The following is a 14,618-nucleotide window of genomic DNA, read 5'->3' as shown; positions in this document are numbered from 1 at the left end:
CGACCCTCCCAGTCCATCAGGCTATCAAGGCCAGCGCGCGCACCGGAGAGCCCGTGCCCTTGACGAATTTCAGCGGTGCGGCGATCAGCACGGCGCCCTTGGGCGGAAGCTGATCGAGGTTGGAGAGGCTGGCGAGGCCGTAGCGATTGTTCTTGTGCATCAGGTTATGGGCCGGGAAAGGCGGGTTCATGCCGCCCGCGGAGCCGGCGTCGGTGCCTATCGTTTCCGAACCCCAGCCGATGATGCCCTTCGTCAGTAGATATTCGATCGCCTCGGCGGTCGGGCCCGGCGAATGCGGGCCGTTTTCATCGGCATTGAGAAAGGCTTCGGTTGAGCCGTTGCGCTTGTACCAATCGGTGCGCAGGACCACCCAGGTGCCGGCTTCGATAGCGCCATGCTCGGCTTCCCATTCCTTGATGCTGTCGACCGTCAGCAGATAGTCCGGATTGGCCGCGGCTTCCTTCGAACGGTCGATGACGTTGACTGGAGCGACGAAGTTCTGCGGCGGGATGGTGTCGGTCGTATTGTTCGGATTGTCCTTGCCGGTGATCCAGTGGCAGGGCGCGTCGAAATGCGTGCCGGTGTGTTCGCCGAGTTCCAGCCAGTTCCAGGCCCAGAACGGACCGTCCTGATTATATTCGGAAATCTTGTGTACTTTGACCGACGGCGTGTTCTTGCCGAACTGCGGCGGCAGGTAAAGCACCGGGGTTTCGGGGCCGAGCGGCGCGGTCAGATCGACGACCTTGATAGAGCCCGAAACAAGGGCCGTGGCTAAGCTGGCAAGAGTATTGGTGGTCATGTTGGGTTCCCCGTGGTTTGGTATGGTCTTGTTCCGAAAACCCTGCTGGAGCCTTCGGTTCAGGACCAAGCTCGAAAGCCGTTGCCGCCGAGAGCGCGGCCGCGTTCCTCACATCGCAAAGGGCCCGTCCAGCGGCGGCTGGATGATGGCGAGCCTATGTTACAATATATGATATTGCAAGCATTCCGCCGGTGGTTCAAGGACCAAAAACGGCACAGGTGGGCCGTCACCTGCAACGCACGCAATCGCCGGAAAATAAAGGCTATTTATGCGCTATTTTCCTGCGGAAACGACATTTGGTTGTGGTTGTTCACGGCAATTTTCCGTCGCCGGTACTTGAAGCTTAAAGCTCAAAATGTATGCATATGCCAATAATAATCACGACATAAGAGGGATCAAATCAATGAGCTATGATGCGATCATTGTAGGCGCCGGTCATAATGGCTTGGCGGCGGCGGTGCATCTGGCGGCGAAAGGCTGGAAGGTTGCCGTCATCGAGGGCAATGCCGAGCCGGGCGGTGCCGTGAAAACCCGCGAGGTGACGCTGCCGGGCTTTCGGCATGACCTTTGCGCCATGAATCTCTCGATGTTCGCCGGCTCCGCCTTTTTCGCGCAGTACAAGAACGAATTGATCGCCGAGGGCCTCGGCTTTGTGCCGGCGGTCGATTGTTTTGCCAGCGTCTTCCGCGACGGCACCTATCTCGGTGTCAGCACCGATCTGGAAAAGACCACGGGTGCGATCGCCGATATTTCGCCGCAGGATGCTGCTGCCTGGCGGGCCATGCTGTCGGAATTTGGTTCGGATGCGCCCCATATTTTCGGCCTGCTCGGTGCACCGATGCCGTCGGTGGCTGCGGCAGGAGTCGTCTGGAAGGCGTGGCGGGCAAAGGGGGCCGGCTGGCTCTATGACACCGCGCGGATGCTGTTTGCCTCGCCACGCGATTTTCTCGATGCGCGATTCCAGAATGCCAAGCTCAAGACGATGATGGCCGCCTGGGGGCTGCATCTCGATTTCGCTCCCGATGTCGCCGGCGGCGCGCTTTTTCCCTATCTTGAATCGATGGCCAACCAGGCATTCGGCATGGTGATCGGCAAAGGGGGTGCAGATACGATCGTGAAGGCGATGGTCGGCGTGCTCAAGGCCAAAGGTGGCGAGCTGATGTTAGGCACGCGCGTCGACAAGATCGTCACCAGCGGCGGCAAGGCGACTGGTGTCGTGCTTGCCGATGGGCGCCGTTATGAAGCCAAGCGCGCTGTCATCGCCAATGTCCATCCGCAGATCCTGTTCGGAAAGCTTCTCGATCAGGATGCTTCGCGCCAGGAGTTCGACCGCAGGCTTGCCCGCTTCCGCGCCGGACCCGGTGCGATGATGATCCATCTGGCGCTCTCTGGTCTGCCGGATTGGACGGCCGGCAAGGAGCTCAAGACATTCGCCTATATCCACATTGCGCCGGATCTGGAGATGATGTCGCGTGTCTATGCCGAGGCAATGGGCGGGCTTTTGCCGGTCGAGCCGGCATTGGTGGTGGGCCAGCCGACGGCGATCGACCCGTCGCGTGCGCCGGATGGACAGCATGTGCTCTGGATACAGGTTCGTGTTCTGCCGGCGGAGTTCAGTCGCGATGCGGCTGGTGAGATCAATGGAGGAAGTTGGGACGAGGTGAAAGACGCCTATGCCGAGCGTGTGCTCGACATCATCGAGCGCTATGCGCCGGGTTTGCGGACGAAGATATTGGGCCGGTCGGTGTTTTCGCCCCTCGATCTCGAACGTGAAAATCCCAATCTGATCGGCGGCGATAATCTTTCCGGCAGCCACCACCTCGACCAGAATTTCCTGTTTCGCCCGGTCGCCGGCTATTCGCGCTATAAGACGCCTGTCGGCTCGCTCTATATGTGCGGCGCGTCTACCTGGCCGGGCGCGGGTACGGGCGCCGGCTCCGGCTTCATGCTGGGGAAAATGCTGGCGAAATGACTGTCTTCGAGCTTGACGCGTAAACCTTTGACATTTGAAATATTGCTCCGTAGACCGTTCGTGTATGAAATTGCAACGCGGTGATTTGAGCTGACATCATGGCTGAGTCCGAAAGTGAAACCGTCGATCTGGAAATCATCGTCCAGGGGACACAAGAGGGCAAAAAGCAGGAGCTGCGGCTCTGGCTGCGCATGCTGTCGACCACAAAGCTGATATCGCAGGAAATCCGCCGCCGCCTTCGCAACGAGTTCGGCGCGACCTTGCCGCAATTCGACCTGATGGCCCAGCTCTATCGTGAGCGCGAGGGCCTGCGGCTTGGCGAACTTTCCAAGCGTACGATGGTCACCAACGGCAATGTGACGGGATTGGTCGAGCGGCTGGAAACGGATGGCCTGGTTCTGCGTGCGACGCCCGACGGTGACCGGCGCGTGACGGTCGCCAGGCTGACGAAGAAGGGCGAGGAGCTGTTCACCGCCATGGCCGCCGCCCATGAGGGCTGGTTGCGGGACATGATGGCCGATGTCGATCCCGCCATAATCGCCGAAGTCTGGAAGGATATTGGCGGAGTGAAGGCGTCCGTTAACAATCACCTTTCCGGTGCTGCCTTCGATTGATGGCTATTACCGCCTACCGGTTCAGCTTTTCACGGAATTGCAGAACCGCTCTATCTCTTTGTTCTTTCGCAATTCCGGACGGAAAACCGCTACGCACTTTTCCTGGAATTGCTCTACCGCGCCTTCTCGCTCTTGAATCTCTTTTCGAGCACACTCACAAGCCGCACCATCGGCCAGAGCAGGATGATATAGATCAGCGCGGCCATGATCAGCGGCGAGGGGTTAGCATAGAAGCCCTGCGCATTCTGTCCCTCCTTCAAGAGTTCCGGCAAAGCCACGGTCGAAGCGAGCGACGTATCCTTGAACATCGAGACGCAATTGCTCGTGGTCGGCGGAATGACGATGCGGATCGCCTGCGGCAGCACGACCTTATAGAGCGTTACCAGGAAGGGAATGCCGAGAGCGGCGGCGGCTTCGAACTGACCGCGCGGTACGCTCTCAATGCCGGACCGGAAGACTTCCGCGGAATAGGCGGCCAGCACGATCGAGAAGCCCAGGATCGCAGACCACCAGGCCGAGAAGCTGATGCCGACAAAGGGCAGGGCGTAGTAGATCAGGATCAGCACCACGAGCATCGGCATGGCGCGCATGATGTCGATATAGGCGACCGTCAGCAGCCGGAAGGGCTTCGGCGCATAAAGGCGGATCAGGCTGACGACGAGCCCGCCGGAAACGCCGATGAGGATGCTGACCACGCCGAGCGCCAGCGTCATCCAGAGACCGCGCAGCAATTGGGGGAAGGCCGAAATCATGACGTCGGAATTGAAGAAAGTATCGACGAGCGACATTGGCACTCCCATCAGGCGAACAGAATGAAGGTCTAGCACAATTACGCCGGCCGAGAGGGCCGGCGTAGAGATTTCAACGAAAATGATCTTTTGATCACGCCTTGGGGATAGGCATTTCGGTGACGGTGGAGGAGCCGGCGGGCGCCTTGCTGCCAAACCACTTTTCGTGGATCTTTTCGAGCGTACCGTCCTTCTTCATCGCAGTGATGGCGTCGTTGATCTTGGCGACGAGCGGCGAATCCTTGGCCATCATCAGGCCGTATTGTTCGCCGGTCTTGATGCGATCCTTGATGGCAAAGCCCTTGGTCTTGACGAAGAGATATTGCATGCCGGGAATGTCGCTGACGACGGCATCGATGCGGCCGGCGCCGAGATCGAGGAACATATCTTGCTGGGCGTTGTAACCCTTGACGTCGGCAAAACCGTTGGCGGCCTTGTTGTCGTTGACCCACTTCTCGCCGGTCGAGCCGGAAAGGACGCCGATGGTCTTGCTCTTGAGATCGGCGAGCCCTTTGATCGCGCTACCGTCCTTGGTGGCGATACCCATGTCGGAATCGTAATAGGGCTGGGTGAAGGACTGCGATTTCAGACGCTCCGGCGTGATGGTGATCGAGGAGATCGCCACATCGATGCGCTTGGAGCTGGTGGCGGCAAACAGGGCCTGGAAGCCATAGTCGGCTATGTTGGTCGTCATGCCGGCGCGCTTGGCAGCCTCGTTGACGATATCGACCTCGAAGCCTTCGAAGGTACCGCTGTCGGTCTTGTATTCAAATGGCGGATTGTTCGGATAGGAGCCGACATTCAGCACGTCGGCGGCATAGGCGAAGTGGCTGCCGCCGGCCATGCCGACGACGGTCGCAAGGACCAGTAGATTACGACGGGTAAAATTCATTTGATTGTCTCCCTCTGGTTATGACCGCCGGCGCCATCTGCCCGCGGGTATTGCCGGTCCGCCGCTATGGGCGGGGCCGTCATTTCATCGCGTCGACCATGCGATCGAGTGCGACACGCATCTGTTCGGTGTCCCGGAATGTGCACATGCGCAGGAATGCGCGCGCGGATTCCCCGAAGTGATAGCCGGGCGCGAGGCCAACGCGCGCTGTTTCGAGAATGCGCTCGCAGACTGCCGTCGCATCGGCTTCGCCTTCAAGCGCGAAGAAAGCATACATGCCGCCGCGCGGCTTTTCCGGCAGGATGATGCCAGGTATCTGCGGCAGCTTTTCATAGGCGAGATCGAGGCCGGCTTTGATCCTGGCGCGGATTTCGGCGATCAGCGGCTCGCCCTCGCGGATCGCCGCGACGCCGCCCGCCTGGACCATCGCCGAGGTGCCGCTGTTTACGTATTGCGTCATGGCGCCGAGCTGATCGGCAATGGCCGAGGGGTGTGTAAGCCAGCCGATGCGCCAGCCGGTCATCGCCCAGGCCTTGGAGAAACTGTTGACGGCGATCACCCGGTCGCCATCGTCGGCCACCTGAAGGATCGACGGTGCGATCTCTCCGTGGAAATAGAGGCGGGCATAGACTTCATCGGAGATGATCCAGATGCCGGTACGGCGGCTGAAATCGAGCAGCGCCTGCATCTCCTCGCGTGTTGCCGTCCATCCGGTTGGATTGGCAGGCGTCGACAGAAAGATGGCGCGGGTGCGGGCATCGCAGCGCGCGAAGAGCTTGTCGATGTCGAGCCGCCAATCTGTGTCGAAATCGAGCGACACCGGGCGTGGCTCACCGCCGATTAGATGGATGGCATTGTGGATATTCGGCCATTGCGGCGCGACATAGACGACATTGGTGCCGACATCGACCAGCAGCTCCAGGGCCATGTAGAGCGCCTGCATGCCGCCGGGCGCGACGGTGGTGCGCTCGATCGGGATGGGGCGGCCATGCCATTGGGTCTGATAGTCGCAGAGGGCTTCGTTCAGGGCCGGAAGGCCGCGCATGTTCGGCACGTAGAAGGTCTGGCCCTCGTCCAGCGCCTTCTTGGCTGCGTCGCGGATGAAGGCTGGTGTCACCATGTCGCCTTCGCCGAACCATAGCGGAATAACACCGCCGAGCTCGCGAGCGCGCTTGGCAAGCACGGCGATATTGTCGGTTCGCAGATCACGGATCTGGGCGCGAATGCCTTCGAAGGCGTTTCGGTTGCGTGCGGTTTCGGACAAGCTGTGCGATGGCGGAGGAGACAAAGAACTTTTCCTGAAATCCTGATGTCAACGGGTCGTTCCGTCGCGAATGACGGCGCTCGGATTTGCCCTTCATCGTGGGATGGTTATCCAAAACGAGACGTATTTCAAGGAAAAAGTTTTAAGCTTAAAAAATCTGTCAGAATGTCGAAAACAGCTCGTGACAGGCTGTTTTCGACAAGGATTTCACGTCGATGGATATTTCTGAGGCATTCAAAGAATGCCTCTCTCGACCGCGCGGCGCAGCGGTTTGCGGGACTTGTCATCCGAAGCCATGATGCGGCGCTCGAGGAAGCGATCCGCGGAGAGTGTGCCGGCACCCGTCGTGACCAGAACGAACATGCCGCCGGCGATGGCTAGGTCCTTTTCGAAATGCAGGATTTCGTTGTGGTTGGCGAAATCCGTATGGAACATCAGCGCTGTCGACAGGCAGAACAGCCCGAGCGACAAGGCGCCGAGGCGAGTCAGCAAGCCGAGCGCGATCGAAAGGCCCGCGCCAAGCTGCAACGCGATTACGGCAACCACCAGCAGCTCGAAAACACCAAGCTTCGCCATGGCGATGACAGCGGCGTCGAAATTGAGCGCCAACGCCATGCCCTCATGTAGGAATATCCAGGCCATCAACAGCCGTCCGGCCAGCAGCGTCATGTCCATTGGATGTATGACATTTGCATTTTCCAAATGGTCCATCTCATCACCTCCAAATAGGCCTGCGAGGCATCGTTCGGCTTCGCAGGCACTGTTTTCTCGGGGTTAGTTGACAGTCTTGGTGTCGATCGCCTTTTGCAGGTCCTCGAGCTCTTCGCAGCCGCTTGGGCAAAGCTGCTTCAGCGTCGCCAGTTGTTCTTTTGCTTTGTCCATATTGCCGGTCTCGACATAGAGTTCGCCGAGATATTCGCGGGCGCCCTTGTGATTGGGCTGCAGTTCCAGCGCCTTAGTGTAGTAGGTCAGCGACGTCTGGAAATCGCCGGTCTTTCTGAGCGTGAAGCCCAGAAGATTGTAGACGTCCGCCTGCTGATGATCCTCGGCCAAGCCGCGGAGTTCGGCCAATGCGCCGGTATAGTCCTTCGCGTCGATCTTGGCGCGAACGGAGGTCAGGTCAGGTGCATCCGTGGTTTCCATGTTGTCGACGGCGAAAGCCGGAAGCGCGATGGCCGCGGGAAGGATGGTGGCGGCGCAAAGGCTGGCAGCGCCAAAAATTGCGTATTTGAACATGATAGATCTCCTTGAGTGTTCAGGCCTGTGTTGTCGGGGTAAAGCCGTAGGCGTTGCCGTCCTTCACGAAGGTGCCGGAGCCCGGGAAGGGGAAATGCGAGCCGCAGATCTTGATATTGTCGGCGATGACGCGATCGACCAGCTTGCGGCGCGTGACGACGGCTGCCGGCCCGTCCTGATCGTAGCTACCCTCCCATTCCGGGTGGGGAGCGAGCAGCGCCGGCACGTACATGACGTCGGCGGAGACGAGTAGCTGTTCCTTGCCCGAGGCGACAAGGAAGGTGGAATGGCCGGGCGTATGGCCGGGTGCGGCGACGAGGTGGACGCCGGGAGCCACTTCTGCGCCATCGCCGACCAATTTCCAGTTGTTCCATTTCGGAAAGACGGCGCCGATGCGTTTTCCGGCGTCCTTGCGGCCCGGGGCTAGCTTGTCGACACGGTCGGGCGCAGTCCACCAATTGAATTCGTCGGCATTGGTAACGAGTTCGGCGTGGGCGAAAACCGGTTCATTCGTGCCTTTTTCCATCAGGCCCCAGACATGATCGGGATGGAAATGCGAGATGATCACCGTATCGATGTTCTTGTAGTCGATACCGGCCGCGGCCATGTTGGCGGGCAGATGGGTCGCATTGGCCTGCCATTGGCCGACGCCGGAGCCCGCATCCATCATGACCAGCCGGTCGCCGATCTTCAGGACGACGACTGTGAGTGGGATAGGCATGAATTCTGTCGTTTGGCCGGCGGCGGCCAGTGCTTGCTTGGTATCCTCGACCGAGGCGTTCTTGATGAAGGCGGGATCATGAGGCTTGCGCCATATGCCGTCATAAATGGCGGTGACTTCGACATCCCCGACCTTGTAGCGATAGAAACCGACCTCCGGTTCAAGCGGTGTTGCGGCCTTGGCCAGCGACGGGATGAATTCCAGCTTCGCCGACAGGCCGAAAGCGGCTGCTGCCGCGGCCGAGCTCAAAACAGTGCGGCGCGTCATGTTGAACATTGTCTTGTCTCCTCTTTGAGTGGCATCGCCACGCGAAGCGGAGGACAAGGGTCAATCAATGCCTCCGCTGTCGAAGGAGATCGCCGGTCTTGGCGGATTATTCTCGGCTAATGGCATCTTTCTGATAAGGTTTTGATATGATTTATCTAATTCTGCTGGTGCGGCGGAATAGGCGGGTGCAGAGTGGGGCAGGCTGCTGCAGGGCATTGTCGCCGACGAAAAATATTTGCGAGCGGCGAGAATAAAATGCCGCCCGAAACGATCTGGAGAGTGAAGAGCAATATTCGCATCAGGGACTAGCCCGACCGAAACCGACGCTGGAGCAATGCAGGGATCATGACGACGGATATCCATTTTGCCTTCTTCGCATTCGGCGACCGGCCCCCGTCGGGTTTCGTTTCTGTATTGACCCGGATGCGTGCCGTTGCCGCCTTTGTCGGCCAATCCCTGGTGTCATTCGCGAAATTGCGCCCAGCCGTCGCCATCGATGCGGTTGGTCCGATGCTGCAATCGATGCACCGCGAGAATGTCGGGAGCCTTTCGCCGGCATCGCGCGATCTGATGTTACGGTTTCAGAATACGATCGTTCCGCATCTGGATGCCGCCTATAATTTCGCACGCTTTCTCAGCCGGGATGCCGATGCGGCGCAGGACATCGTGCAGGAAGCGTTCCTGCGTGCCTATCGCAATTTCGAGAGCTACCGGGGCGGCGAGCCTCGGGCCTGGATGTTTGCCATCGTCCGGAACTGTTACTACGTCTGGCTGAGCGAAGGCCGGCGCCAGGCGCGTTTCGAGACGCCGATGGCGGCAAACGATGTGGGGGACGAAGATCTGCCACACGGCGGTGCCCACGACGTTGCCTCTGAGGAGGACTCGCCCGAGGCCGCCTTGATCCGCAAGTCGGAGTCGCAGCGGGTCCGGCAAGTCATCAACTCTCTTGCAGACCTGTCGCGGGAAGTGCTGGTGCTTCGGGAGCTGGAAAATCTGTCTTATCGCCAGATCGCCGATATAACCGACGTGCCGATTGGAACCGTGATGTCGCGGCTTGCCAGGGCGAGGCGTGAATTCTGCGAGGCATGGCAATTGGGCGAGAAAGGCGGGGCCGCATGATGAGCGAGAAAACCCCGGAAAGCTGCCCCGAATGGGAATCGATCCTTCATTGCTACGTGGATGATGAACTCGATGCGGTTCACACGATACAATTCGAACAGCATCTTGCGACATGCCCGCAATGCACCGCCGCCTTGGAAGGGCTCAAAGACATGAAGCGGGTCGTCGGCCGGGATGGTGTCAAATGGAAAGCGCCCGATGAGGTTCGCGCACGTATTATGACGGCCATTTCTCTTGAGGAATCCCGGCGCCAGGTGCAGGCTCCGGGGACACGCCGCGAAAATGTGTGGTGGCGCGGCCTGCAGTTGTTTGGACAATGGAGCTTCATACCGTCGCTGGCTGCCCTAGCCGCCACCCTCATGCTTGTGCTTGGCAATCCGCAGGTGAATGCGCCTATCCAAAATGAATTGCTCGCCAGTCATGTGCGTTCGATGCTCGCCAACCATTTGGTCGACGTGCAGACATCCGACCAGCATACGGTCAAGCCGTGGTTCAACGGCAAGATCGATTTCTCGCCGCCGGTGGTCGATCTTGCCGCGGACGGTTTTCCGCTGATCGGCGGCCGGGTGGATTATATCAATGGCCGGGTCGTAGCGGCGCTCGTCTACCGCCGCCACGGCCATGTCATCAATCTCTTCGTCTGGCCGGGCGCAAAGGTCGCGCAGAGCGCGACGATGCATGATGGCTATAACCTCACCGAATGGTCCGGCGGCGGGCTGGTCTTCTGGGCGGTTTCGGATGTCAGCGCGCCCGACCTTGCTGCTTTCCGCGATAATTTTTCACGAGCAGCCGGTCTCTAGAGCCCTTGGCACTTCTATGATTTGGCCGCGCCCTGTTGACGTGCCTGGGCAACCCCATCAGCAATGCCAGCGCCCAGAAACATGGTGTCGCTGGCGAGTAGGAAGAAGCTAATGCCGGCGGAAAGCCAGGCGCCGATATCGTCTGGAGACGGTCGGAAGATGCCGACCGTGCGGTCGGCGGCGAGCGCGGTTTTCGTGATGGTTTCGATCGCGGCGTTGAGCTTGTCTTTCCCTGCAGGACCCATGGCATCGATCGAGACGGAGAGGTCGCCGGGGCCGATGAAGATGACGTCGACGCCATCGACGGCGGCGATCTCCGCAATATTGGCGAGCCCTTCCGCCGTCTCCACCTGAACGGCAAGCACGAGTTCGGCATTGGCCTTGGCGAGATAATCCGGAATGCGATAGCCGTAAGCGGCCGCCCGACCGGGACCAACGCCGCGTTCGCCGATCGGCGGATACCGGGTCGCCAGCACGGCAGCTTTTGCCTGCGCCGCCGTTGACACGCGCGGCACGAGAACGCCCGCCGCGCCTGCATCCAGCGCCGAGGCGATAGACTCCGGCGTATGGCCGGGCACGCGGACCATGGCGGGAACACGATGGACATCGGCGGCGCGGATCAGGTCCTCGATGCGCTCGCGGCCGATCTGCGAATGTTCCCAATCGATGCAGAGGAAATCGACGCCGGCCGCTGCCGTAACCTCGATGGCGACGGGATGCGGAATGGCGGCGAAGGTGCCGATGAGCAGGTTTTTCTCGATGCAGTTCTTGCGGAAATTGCCCATGGTTTTTCTGCCTCTCCAACGATCTCTGCGAAGAGGGATAGCCTCAAATCAAATCTCTGCGAAGCGACTATTTGTACCGCGCCATGACCTCTGTAAGCACTTTCTCGAACCGGGCGATTTCCTCGACCTTATTGTAATGCACGAGAGATACGCGGATGGCACCGGTTTCCATGGAGAGGCCGAGGCGTTTCATCAGGCGCGGGGCAAACATATGGCCGTCGCGCAGCCCGATACCCGCTTCGCCCATGTCCGCAGCGAATTCCTGCGGCGTGATCCCCGGCATGTTGAAGCAGATGGTCGGCACGCGCTGTTCGAGGCGGGCGTCGTCGGAAATACCATAGATGACGGCGCCGTGACGCTTCAGAACGGCGATCATCTCGCGCGAAAGCATCAGCTCGTATTCGCGGATGGCACCCATGGCAGCGGCGAGCGCCTCGCGGCGGGTGTGTTGGCCCGCCGGCAGGAAGCGGAGGCCGAGGGCTTCGAGATATTTGACGGCGGCATTCATGCCGGCGACGTTTTCATAGGTGAAGGTGCCGACCTCGATTTTGTAGGGCGGCACGTCCGGTATGAAATCTTCCTTGAAGGTCGGCAGCTTGACCAGCGCGTCGTAGCGGCCCCAGAGGAAGCCCATGTGCGGCGAGAAATTCTTGTAGCCCGAGCAGACGAGATAGTCGCAATTCCAGGCTTGCACGTCCATCAGGCCATGCGGGCCATAGTGGACGCAATCGAGGAAGACTTCGGCGCCGGCCGCATGCGTCAGCTTGCCCACTGTGGCGACATCGACGATCGTGCCGATGGAGTGGGCAGTCACGGTGCAGGCGACGAGGCGGGTCTTGTCGTTCAGCAGCGGCTTCAGGTCTTCGGTGTGCAGCGTGCCGTCTTCGCGCATGCGCCACCAGACGATTTTGGCGCCATCGGCCTCCAGCGCCAGCCAGGTGGCGATGTTGGCGTCATGGTCCATATCGGTAATGACGATCTCGTTGCGCTCGCCGAGCAGCTTGGCGATGCCGAGGCTTACCAGGCGGATGAATGACGTGGCATTTTGGCCGAAGGAGATTTCTTCGGGACGATAGGCGTTGATCAACATGGCAACGCTCTCGCGCGCCTCATCCAGATTGCGGTCAACGCCCTGGCTGTGCTGGTATTTCGCCATGCGCTGGACATTGTAGTCGATCAGATGATTGGCCACCGCATCGACCACCGTCTGCGGCACTTGCGAGCCACCGGCATTGTCGAGAAACACGAAATCGCCGGCCTTCTGAATAGCCGGAAACATGGCGCGGATTTCATCGACCGGAAAGCTGTTATGGCCGGAAAATTTCGATGGCGAAGGGGAAGCGCTCATGAGGATCTCGCTCACAGAAAGGGATTGAAAATGTCGTTATGATCATTTGATCACAAAATATTTGAGGGTTCAACTAAATTCCTCGCCCTATATCGGACGGTTCACCGCCGCAGCACTGAGGCCGGTCTCTTGGCGTGGGGTTCATCTTCCGTCGCAGGGCAATAATCGCGCAGGATCTCATGGGTGCGACGGATATCAGAGACGACGCCATCCCGGGCGCGGGCGAAATCGCCGGCCTTTAGCGCTTCGATGATCGGGAAATGCGGACCTGCGGGATCGATCTCGCCGCTGCGCATCAGCGGCTCGACGGAGGTCGACAACATTCGCATGTAGGGGCCGAAACGCAGCCACAGGGTTTCGATCAGTTGCAGCAGCACCTCCGAACCGGAGGCGCGGTAGATGGTGAAATGGAACTGCTGGTTCCTCGCCATGAGTTCGTAGACATTGCTGCTGCGGCCGATGGCGTGCTGTTCGGCGGCGATGCGCTCCAATGTCTCAATGTCGGTGGTCGTCAACCTGGGAATGCCAAGCTCGGCGGCCAGTCCTTCGACGGCGATGCGGGCGCGGCAGAGATCATCGAGGCGGGCAAGCGTCACGATTGGTATACGGGCAGAGCCATTCGGCGCGACCTCCAGCGCATTTTCCGCCGCAAGCCTCCGCAAGGCTTCGCGCACGGGCATGTTGCTGGTGCCGAATGTTTCGGCCAGCGAGGCGATGGTCAGCGTCTGGCCGGGATCGAAATTGCCGGCCATCAGCGCGTTGCGCAACTGTTGATAAACGCCCTCCTGGATGGTCGTTCTCGAAGACACCGGTTCCAAGGCTATGCGCACACTCGTTTCCTTCTTGCTCGGGCGACTCCAGTCGTAGCAGTCATGGTAGAACGAAGGCGGGCCGGATGGAAAGAGTTTCGACGCGACGACCGGACCGTCAGACTTCTTCCGTCTCCCAAGCAGCCTGATCCGCGCCCGGCTCTGTCTCGCCCTTGGCGATCTTCGCCTGCCGGAGGCCAAGTCCGACGCCGATGAGAGCGAGCGCGCCGCCAATAGCATGATAGGCGTATAGCTGCTCGTGCAGGATCGCCCAGGCGAGGACCGCCACGATGATCGGCAGGAGATTGATGAGCAGTGAGGTGCGGGCGGCTCCAAGTTTCTGGATGCCGATCATCCAGCAGAGCGGTGCGACCAGCGATGTCGGAATGGCCGCATAGAGGACCAGCGGCAGATTGGCCGAGTTGATCGGCGAGATGTCGCCCATCAGGAAAACCGGAATCAACAGAATGGTCGAAAAGCCGATCTGCCAGAATAATTGCTGCCACATGGAAATTGGCATCGCCCAGCGTTTCAACATCACGCCATAGAGCGAATTTGACAGTACAGCAACGATCATGAGGCCGTCGCCGATATGGAAGCCGCCACTCAGTAGGGTCGCCGGATGCCCCTGGGATGTCAGATAAATCAAGCCGATCAGTGAGATGGCTCCGCCTGCGAGGTTGGCAGCCGTCAGCTTTTCGCCGGCGAGTGCACTGGCAAGCAGCGTCGACAGCAGCGGCATCAGTGCCAGCATGACGCCCATGTTGACCGCCGAGGTGGTCTTGGCGGCCTCATAGGCAAGGCTCTGATAGATGACCATCCCGAGTGCGCCAAGGGTGGCGAGCTTCAGCCAATATTGCTTGAGGACGGTACGGTTCTGCCACGCGGCCCGGCCAACGAAGGGCAGGAGAACGAGAAAGGCCAACAGCCAGCGATAGAAGGAGATCGAGCCGGGCGAGATGACGCCGGATGCTGCCTTGGTGACGATGGTATTGCCGGACCAGATGAGGACGGTGCAAAGCGGCGCGAGCGCGGCGCTCGTCATGATGGAGGTCGTGCTATTGGCCGGAGGGGTCGTGCTGCTGCTCATGGCGGTCCTCCTGTCGGATGGTCGGCCTGGCCGGATCGGTCGAGATTATGGTGAAGCCACTTTTATGCTCTGTCTGATTACTGGTATATAGCGAGTTTCAGACATCGGTAGCGG

General features: G+C 59.8%; 16 protein-coding genes. 4 read left to right on the top strand and 12 right to left on the bottom strand.

What is annotated here, in order from left to right; translation table 11 throughout:
• Positions 1-16: 16 nt before the first annotated feature.
• Positions 17-799 (bottom strand): cyclase family protein, encoded by a 783-nt coding sequence (locus N2601_RS12180; RefSeq protein ID WP_104824080.1) that lies wholly within the window; start codon positions 797-799, stop codon positions 17-19.
• A gap of 403 nt (positions 800-1,202) precedes the next feature.
• Here N2601_RS12180 and N2601_RS12175 point away from each other — a divergent pair, with 403 nt between their 5' ends.
• Entirely contained in the window at positions 1,203-2,771 is a 1,569-nt protein-coding gene (locus tag N2601_RS12175) for a phytoene desaturase family protein (protein WP_260303108.1), read from the top strand.
• A gap of 98 nt (positions 2,772-2,869) precedes the next feature.
• Entirely contained in the window at positions 2,870-3,385 is a 516-nt protein-coding gene (locus N2601_RS12170; protein WP_104824078.1) for a MarR family winged helix-turn-helix transcriptional regulator, read from the top strand.
• Positions 3,386-3,498: 113 nt separating this feature from the next.
• On the opposite strand, the gene N2601_RS12165 is transcribed toward N2601_RS12170, so the two are convergent.
• The 7 genes from N2601_RS12165 to N2601_RS12135 form a co-directional block, all read right to left on the bottom strand.
• Complete coding sequence (locus N2601_RS12165; RefSeq protein WP_104824077.1) at positions 3,499-4,173, bottom strand: amino acid ABC transporter permease; 675 nt, start codon at positions 4,171-4,173, stop codon at positions 3,499-3,501.
• A gap of 94 nt (positions 4,174-4,267) precedes the next feature.
• Positions 4,268-5,065 carry an ABC transporter substrate-binding protein gene (locus N2601_RS12160; protein ID WP_104824076.1) on the bottom strand — a complete coding sequence of 266 codons (798 nt, stop codon included), beginning with the start codon at positions 5,063-5,065 and terminating at the stop codon, positions 4,268-4,270.
• Between the two features lie 79 nt (positions 5,066-5,144).
• A complete protein-coding gene (locus N2601_RS12155) occupies positions 5,145-6,353 on the bottom strand; it encodes a pyridoxal phosphate-dependent aminotransferase (protein ID WP_245463887.1) in 1,209 nt (402 codons plus the stop codon).
• Positions 6,354-6,563: 210 nt separating this feature from the next.
• Positions 6,564-7,040, bottom strand: coding sequence for a DoxX family protein (locus N2601_RS12150; protein ID WP_104824074.1), 477 nt, complete (start codon positions 7,038-7,040; stop codon positions 6,564-6,566).
• Between the two features lie 63 nt (positions 7,041-7,103).
• Positions 7,104-7,565: a tetratricopeptide repeat protein gene (locus N2601_RS12145; protein ID WP_104824073.1), complete on the bottom strand. Its 462-nt coding sequence runs from the start codon at positions 7,563-7,565 to the stop codon at positions 7,104-7,106.
• A gap of 19 nt (positions 7,566-7,584) precedes the next feature.
• On the bottom strand, positions 7,585-8,562 hold the full coding sequence (locus tag N2601_RS12140; protein WP_104824072.1) for an MBL fold metallo-hydrolase: 978 nt from the start codon (positions 8,560-8,562) through the stop codon (positions 7,585-7,587).
• A 51-nt stretch (positions 8,563-8,613) separates the two neighbouring features.
• Positions 8,614-8,916: a hypothetical protein gene (locus N2601_RS12135; RefSeq protein WP_158704488.1), complete on the bottom strand. Its 303-nt coding sequence runs from the start codon at positions 8,914-8,916 to the stop codon at positions 8,614-8,616.
• Positions 8,917-8,976: 60 nt separating this feature from the next.
• On the opposite strand from N2601_RS12135, the gene N2601_RS12130 reads away from it, so the two are divergent.
• Both N2601_RS12130 and N2601_RS12125 read left to right on the top strand, forming a co-directional pair.
• Positions 8,977-9,672 (top strand): sigma-70 family RNA polymerase sigma factor, encoded by a 696-nt coding sequence (locus N2601_RS12130; protein WP_104825184.1) that lies wholly within the window; start codon positions 8,977-8,979, stop codon positions 9,670-9,672.
• Positions 9,672-10,472: an anti-sigma factor family protein gene (locus N2601_RS12125; protein WP_104825183.1), complete on the top strand. Its 801-nt coding sequence runs from the start codon at positions 9,672-9,674 to the stop codon at positions 10,470-10,472. Before N2601_RS12130 ends, N2601_RS12125 begins: the two co-directional genes overlap by 1 nt.
• A 14-nt stretch (positions 10,473-10,486) precedes the next feature.
• Here the strand turns inward: N2601_RS12125 and N2601_RS12120 are convergent, their stop codons facing one another.
• The 4 genes from N2601_RS12120 to N2601_RS12105 all read right to left on the bottom strand — a co-directional run bounded on the left by N2601_RS12120 (position 10,487) and on the right by N2601_RS12105 (position 14,504).
• A complete protein-coding gene (locus tag N2601_RS12120; RefSeq protein WP_104824071.1) occupies positions 10,487-11,257 on the bottom strand; it encodes an HpcH/HpaI aldolase family protein in 771 nt (256 codons plus the stop codon).
• A gap of 67 nt (positions 11,258-11,324) precedes the next feature.
• Positions 11,325-12,605, bottom strand: coding sequence for a cysteine desulfurase-like protein (locus N2601_RS12115; protein ID WP_104824070.1), 1,281 nt, complete (start codon positions 12,603-12,605; stop codon positions 11,325-11,327).
• Between the two features lie 101 nt (positions 12,606-12,706).
• Complete coding sequence (locus tag N2601_RS12110) at positions 12,707-13,435, bottom strand: GntR family transcriptional regulator (protein WP_260303107.1); 729 nt, start codon at positions 13,433-13,435, stop codon at positions 12,707-12,709.
• Between the two features lie 97 nt (positions 13,436-13,532).
• Positions 13,533-14,504, bottom strand: coding sequence for a DMT family transporter (locus N2601_RS12105; protein ID WP_104824068.1), 972 nt, complete (start codon positions 14,502-14,504; stop codon positions 13,533-13,535).
• Between the last annotated feature and the right edge of the window lie 114 nt (positions 14,505-14,618).

Origin of the sequence: Rhizobium sp. CB3060 (assembly GCF_025200735.1) — a bacterium.
In the GTDB taxonomy this organism is placed as follows: domain Bacteria; phylum Pseudomonadota; class Alphaproteobacteria; order Rhizobiales; family Rhizobiaceae; genus Rhizobium.
This window is presented reverse-complemented; position numbering and strand designations above follow the sequence as displayed.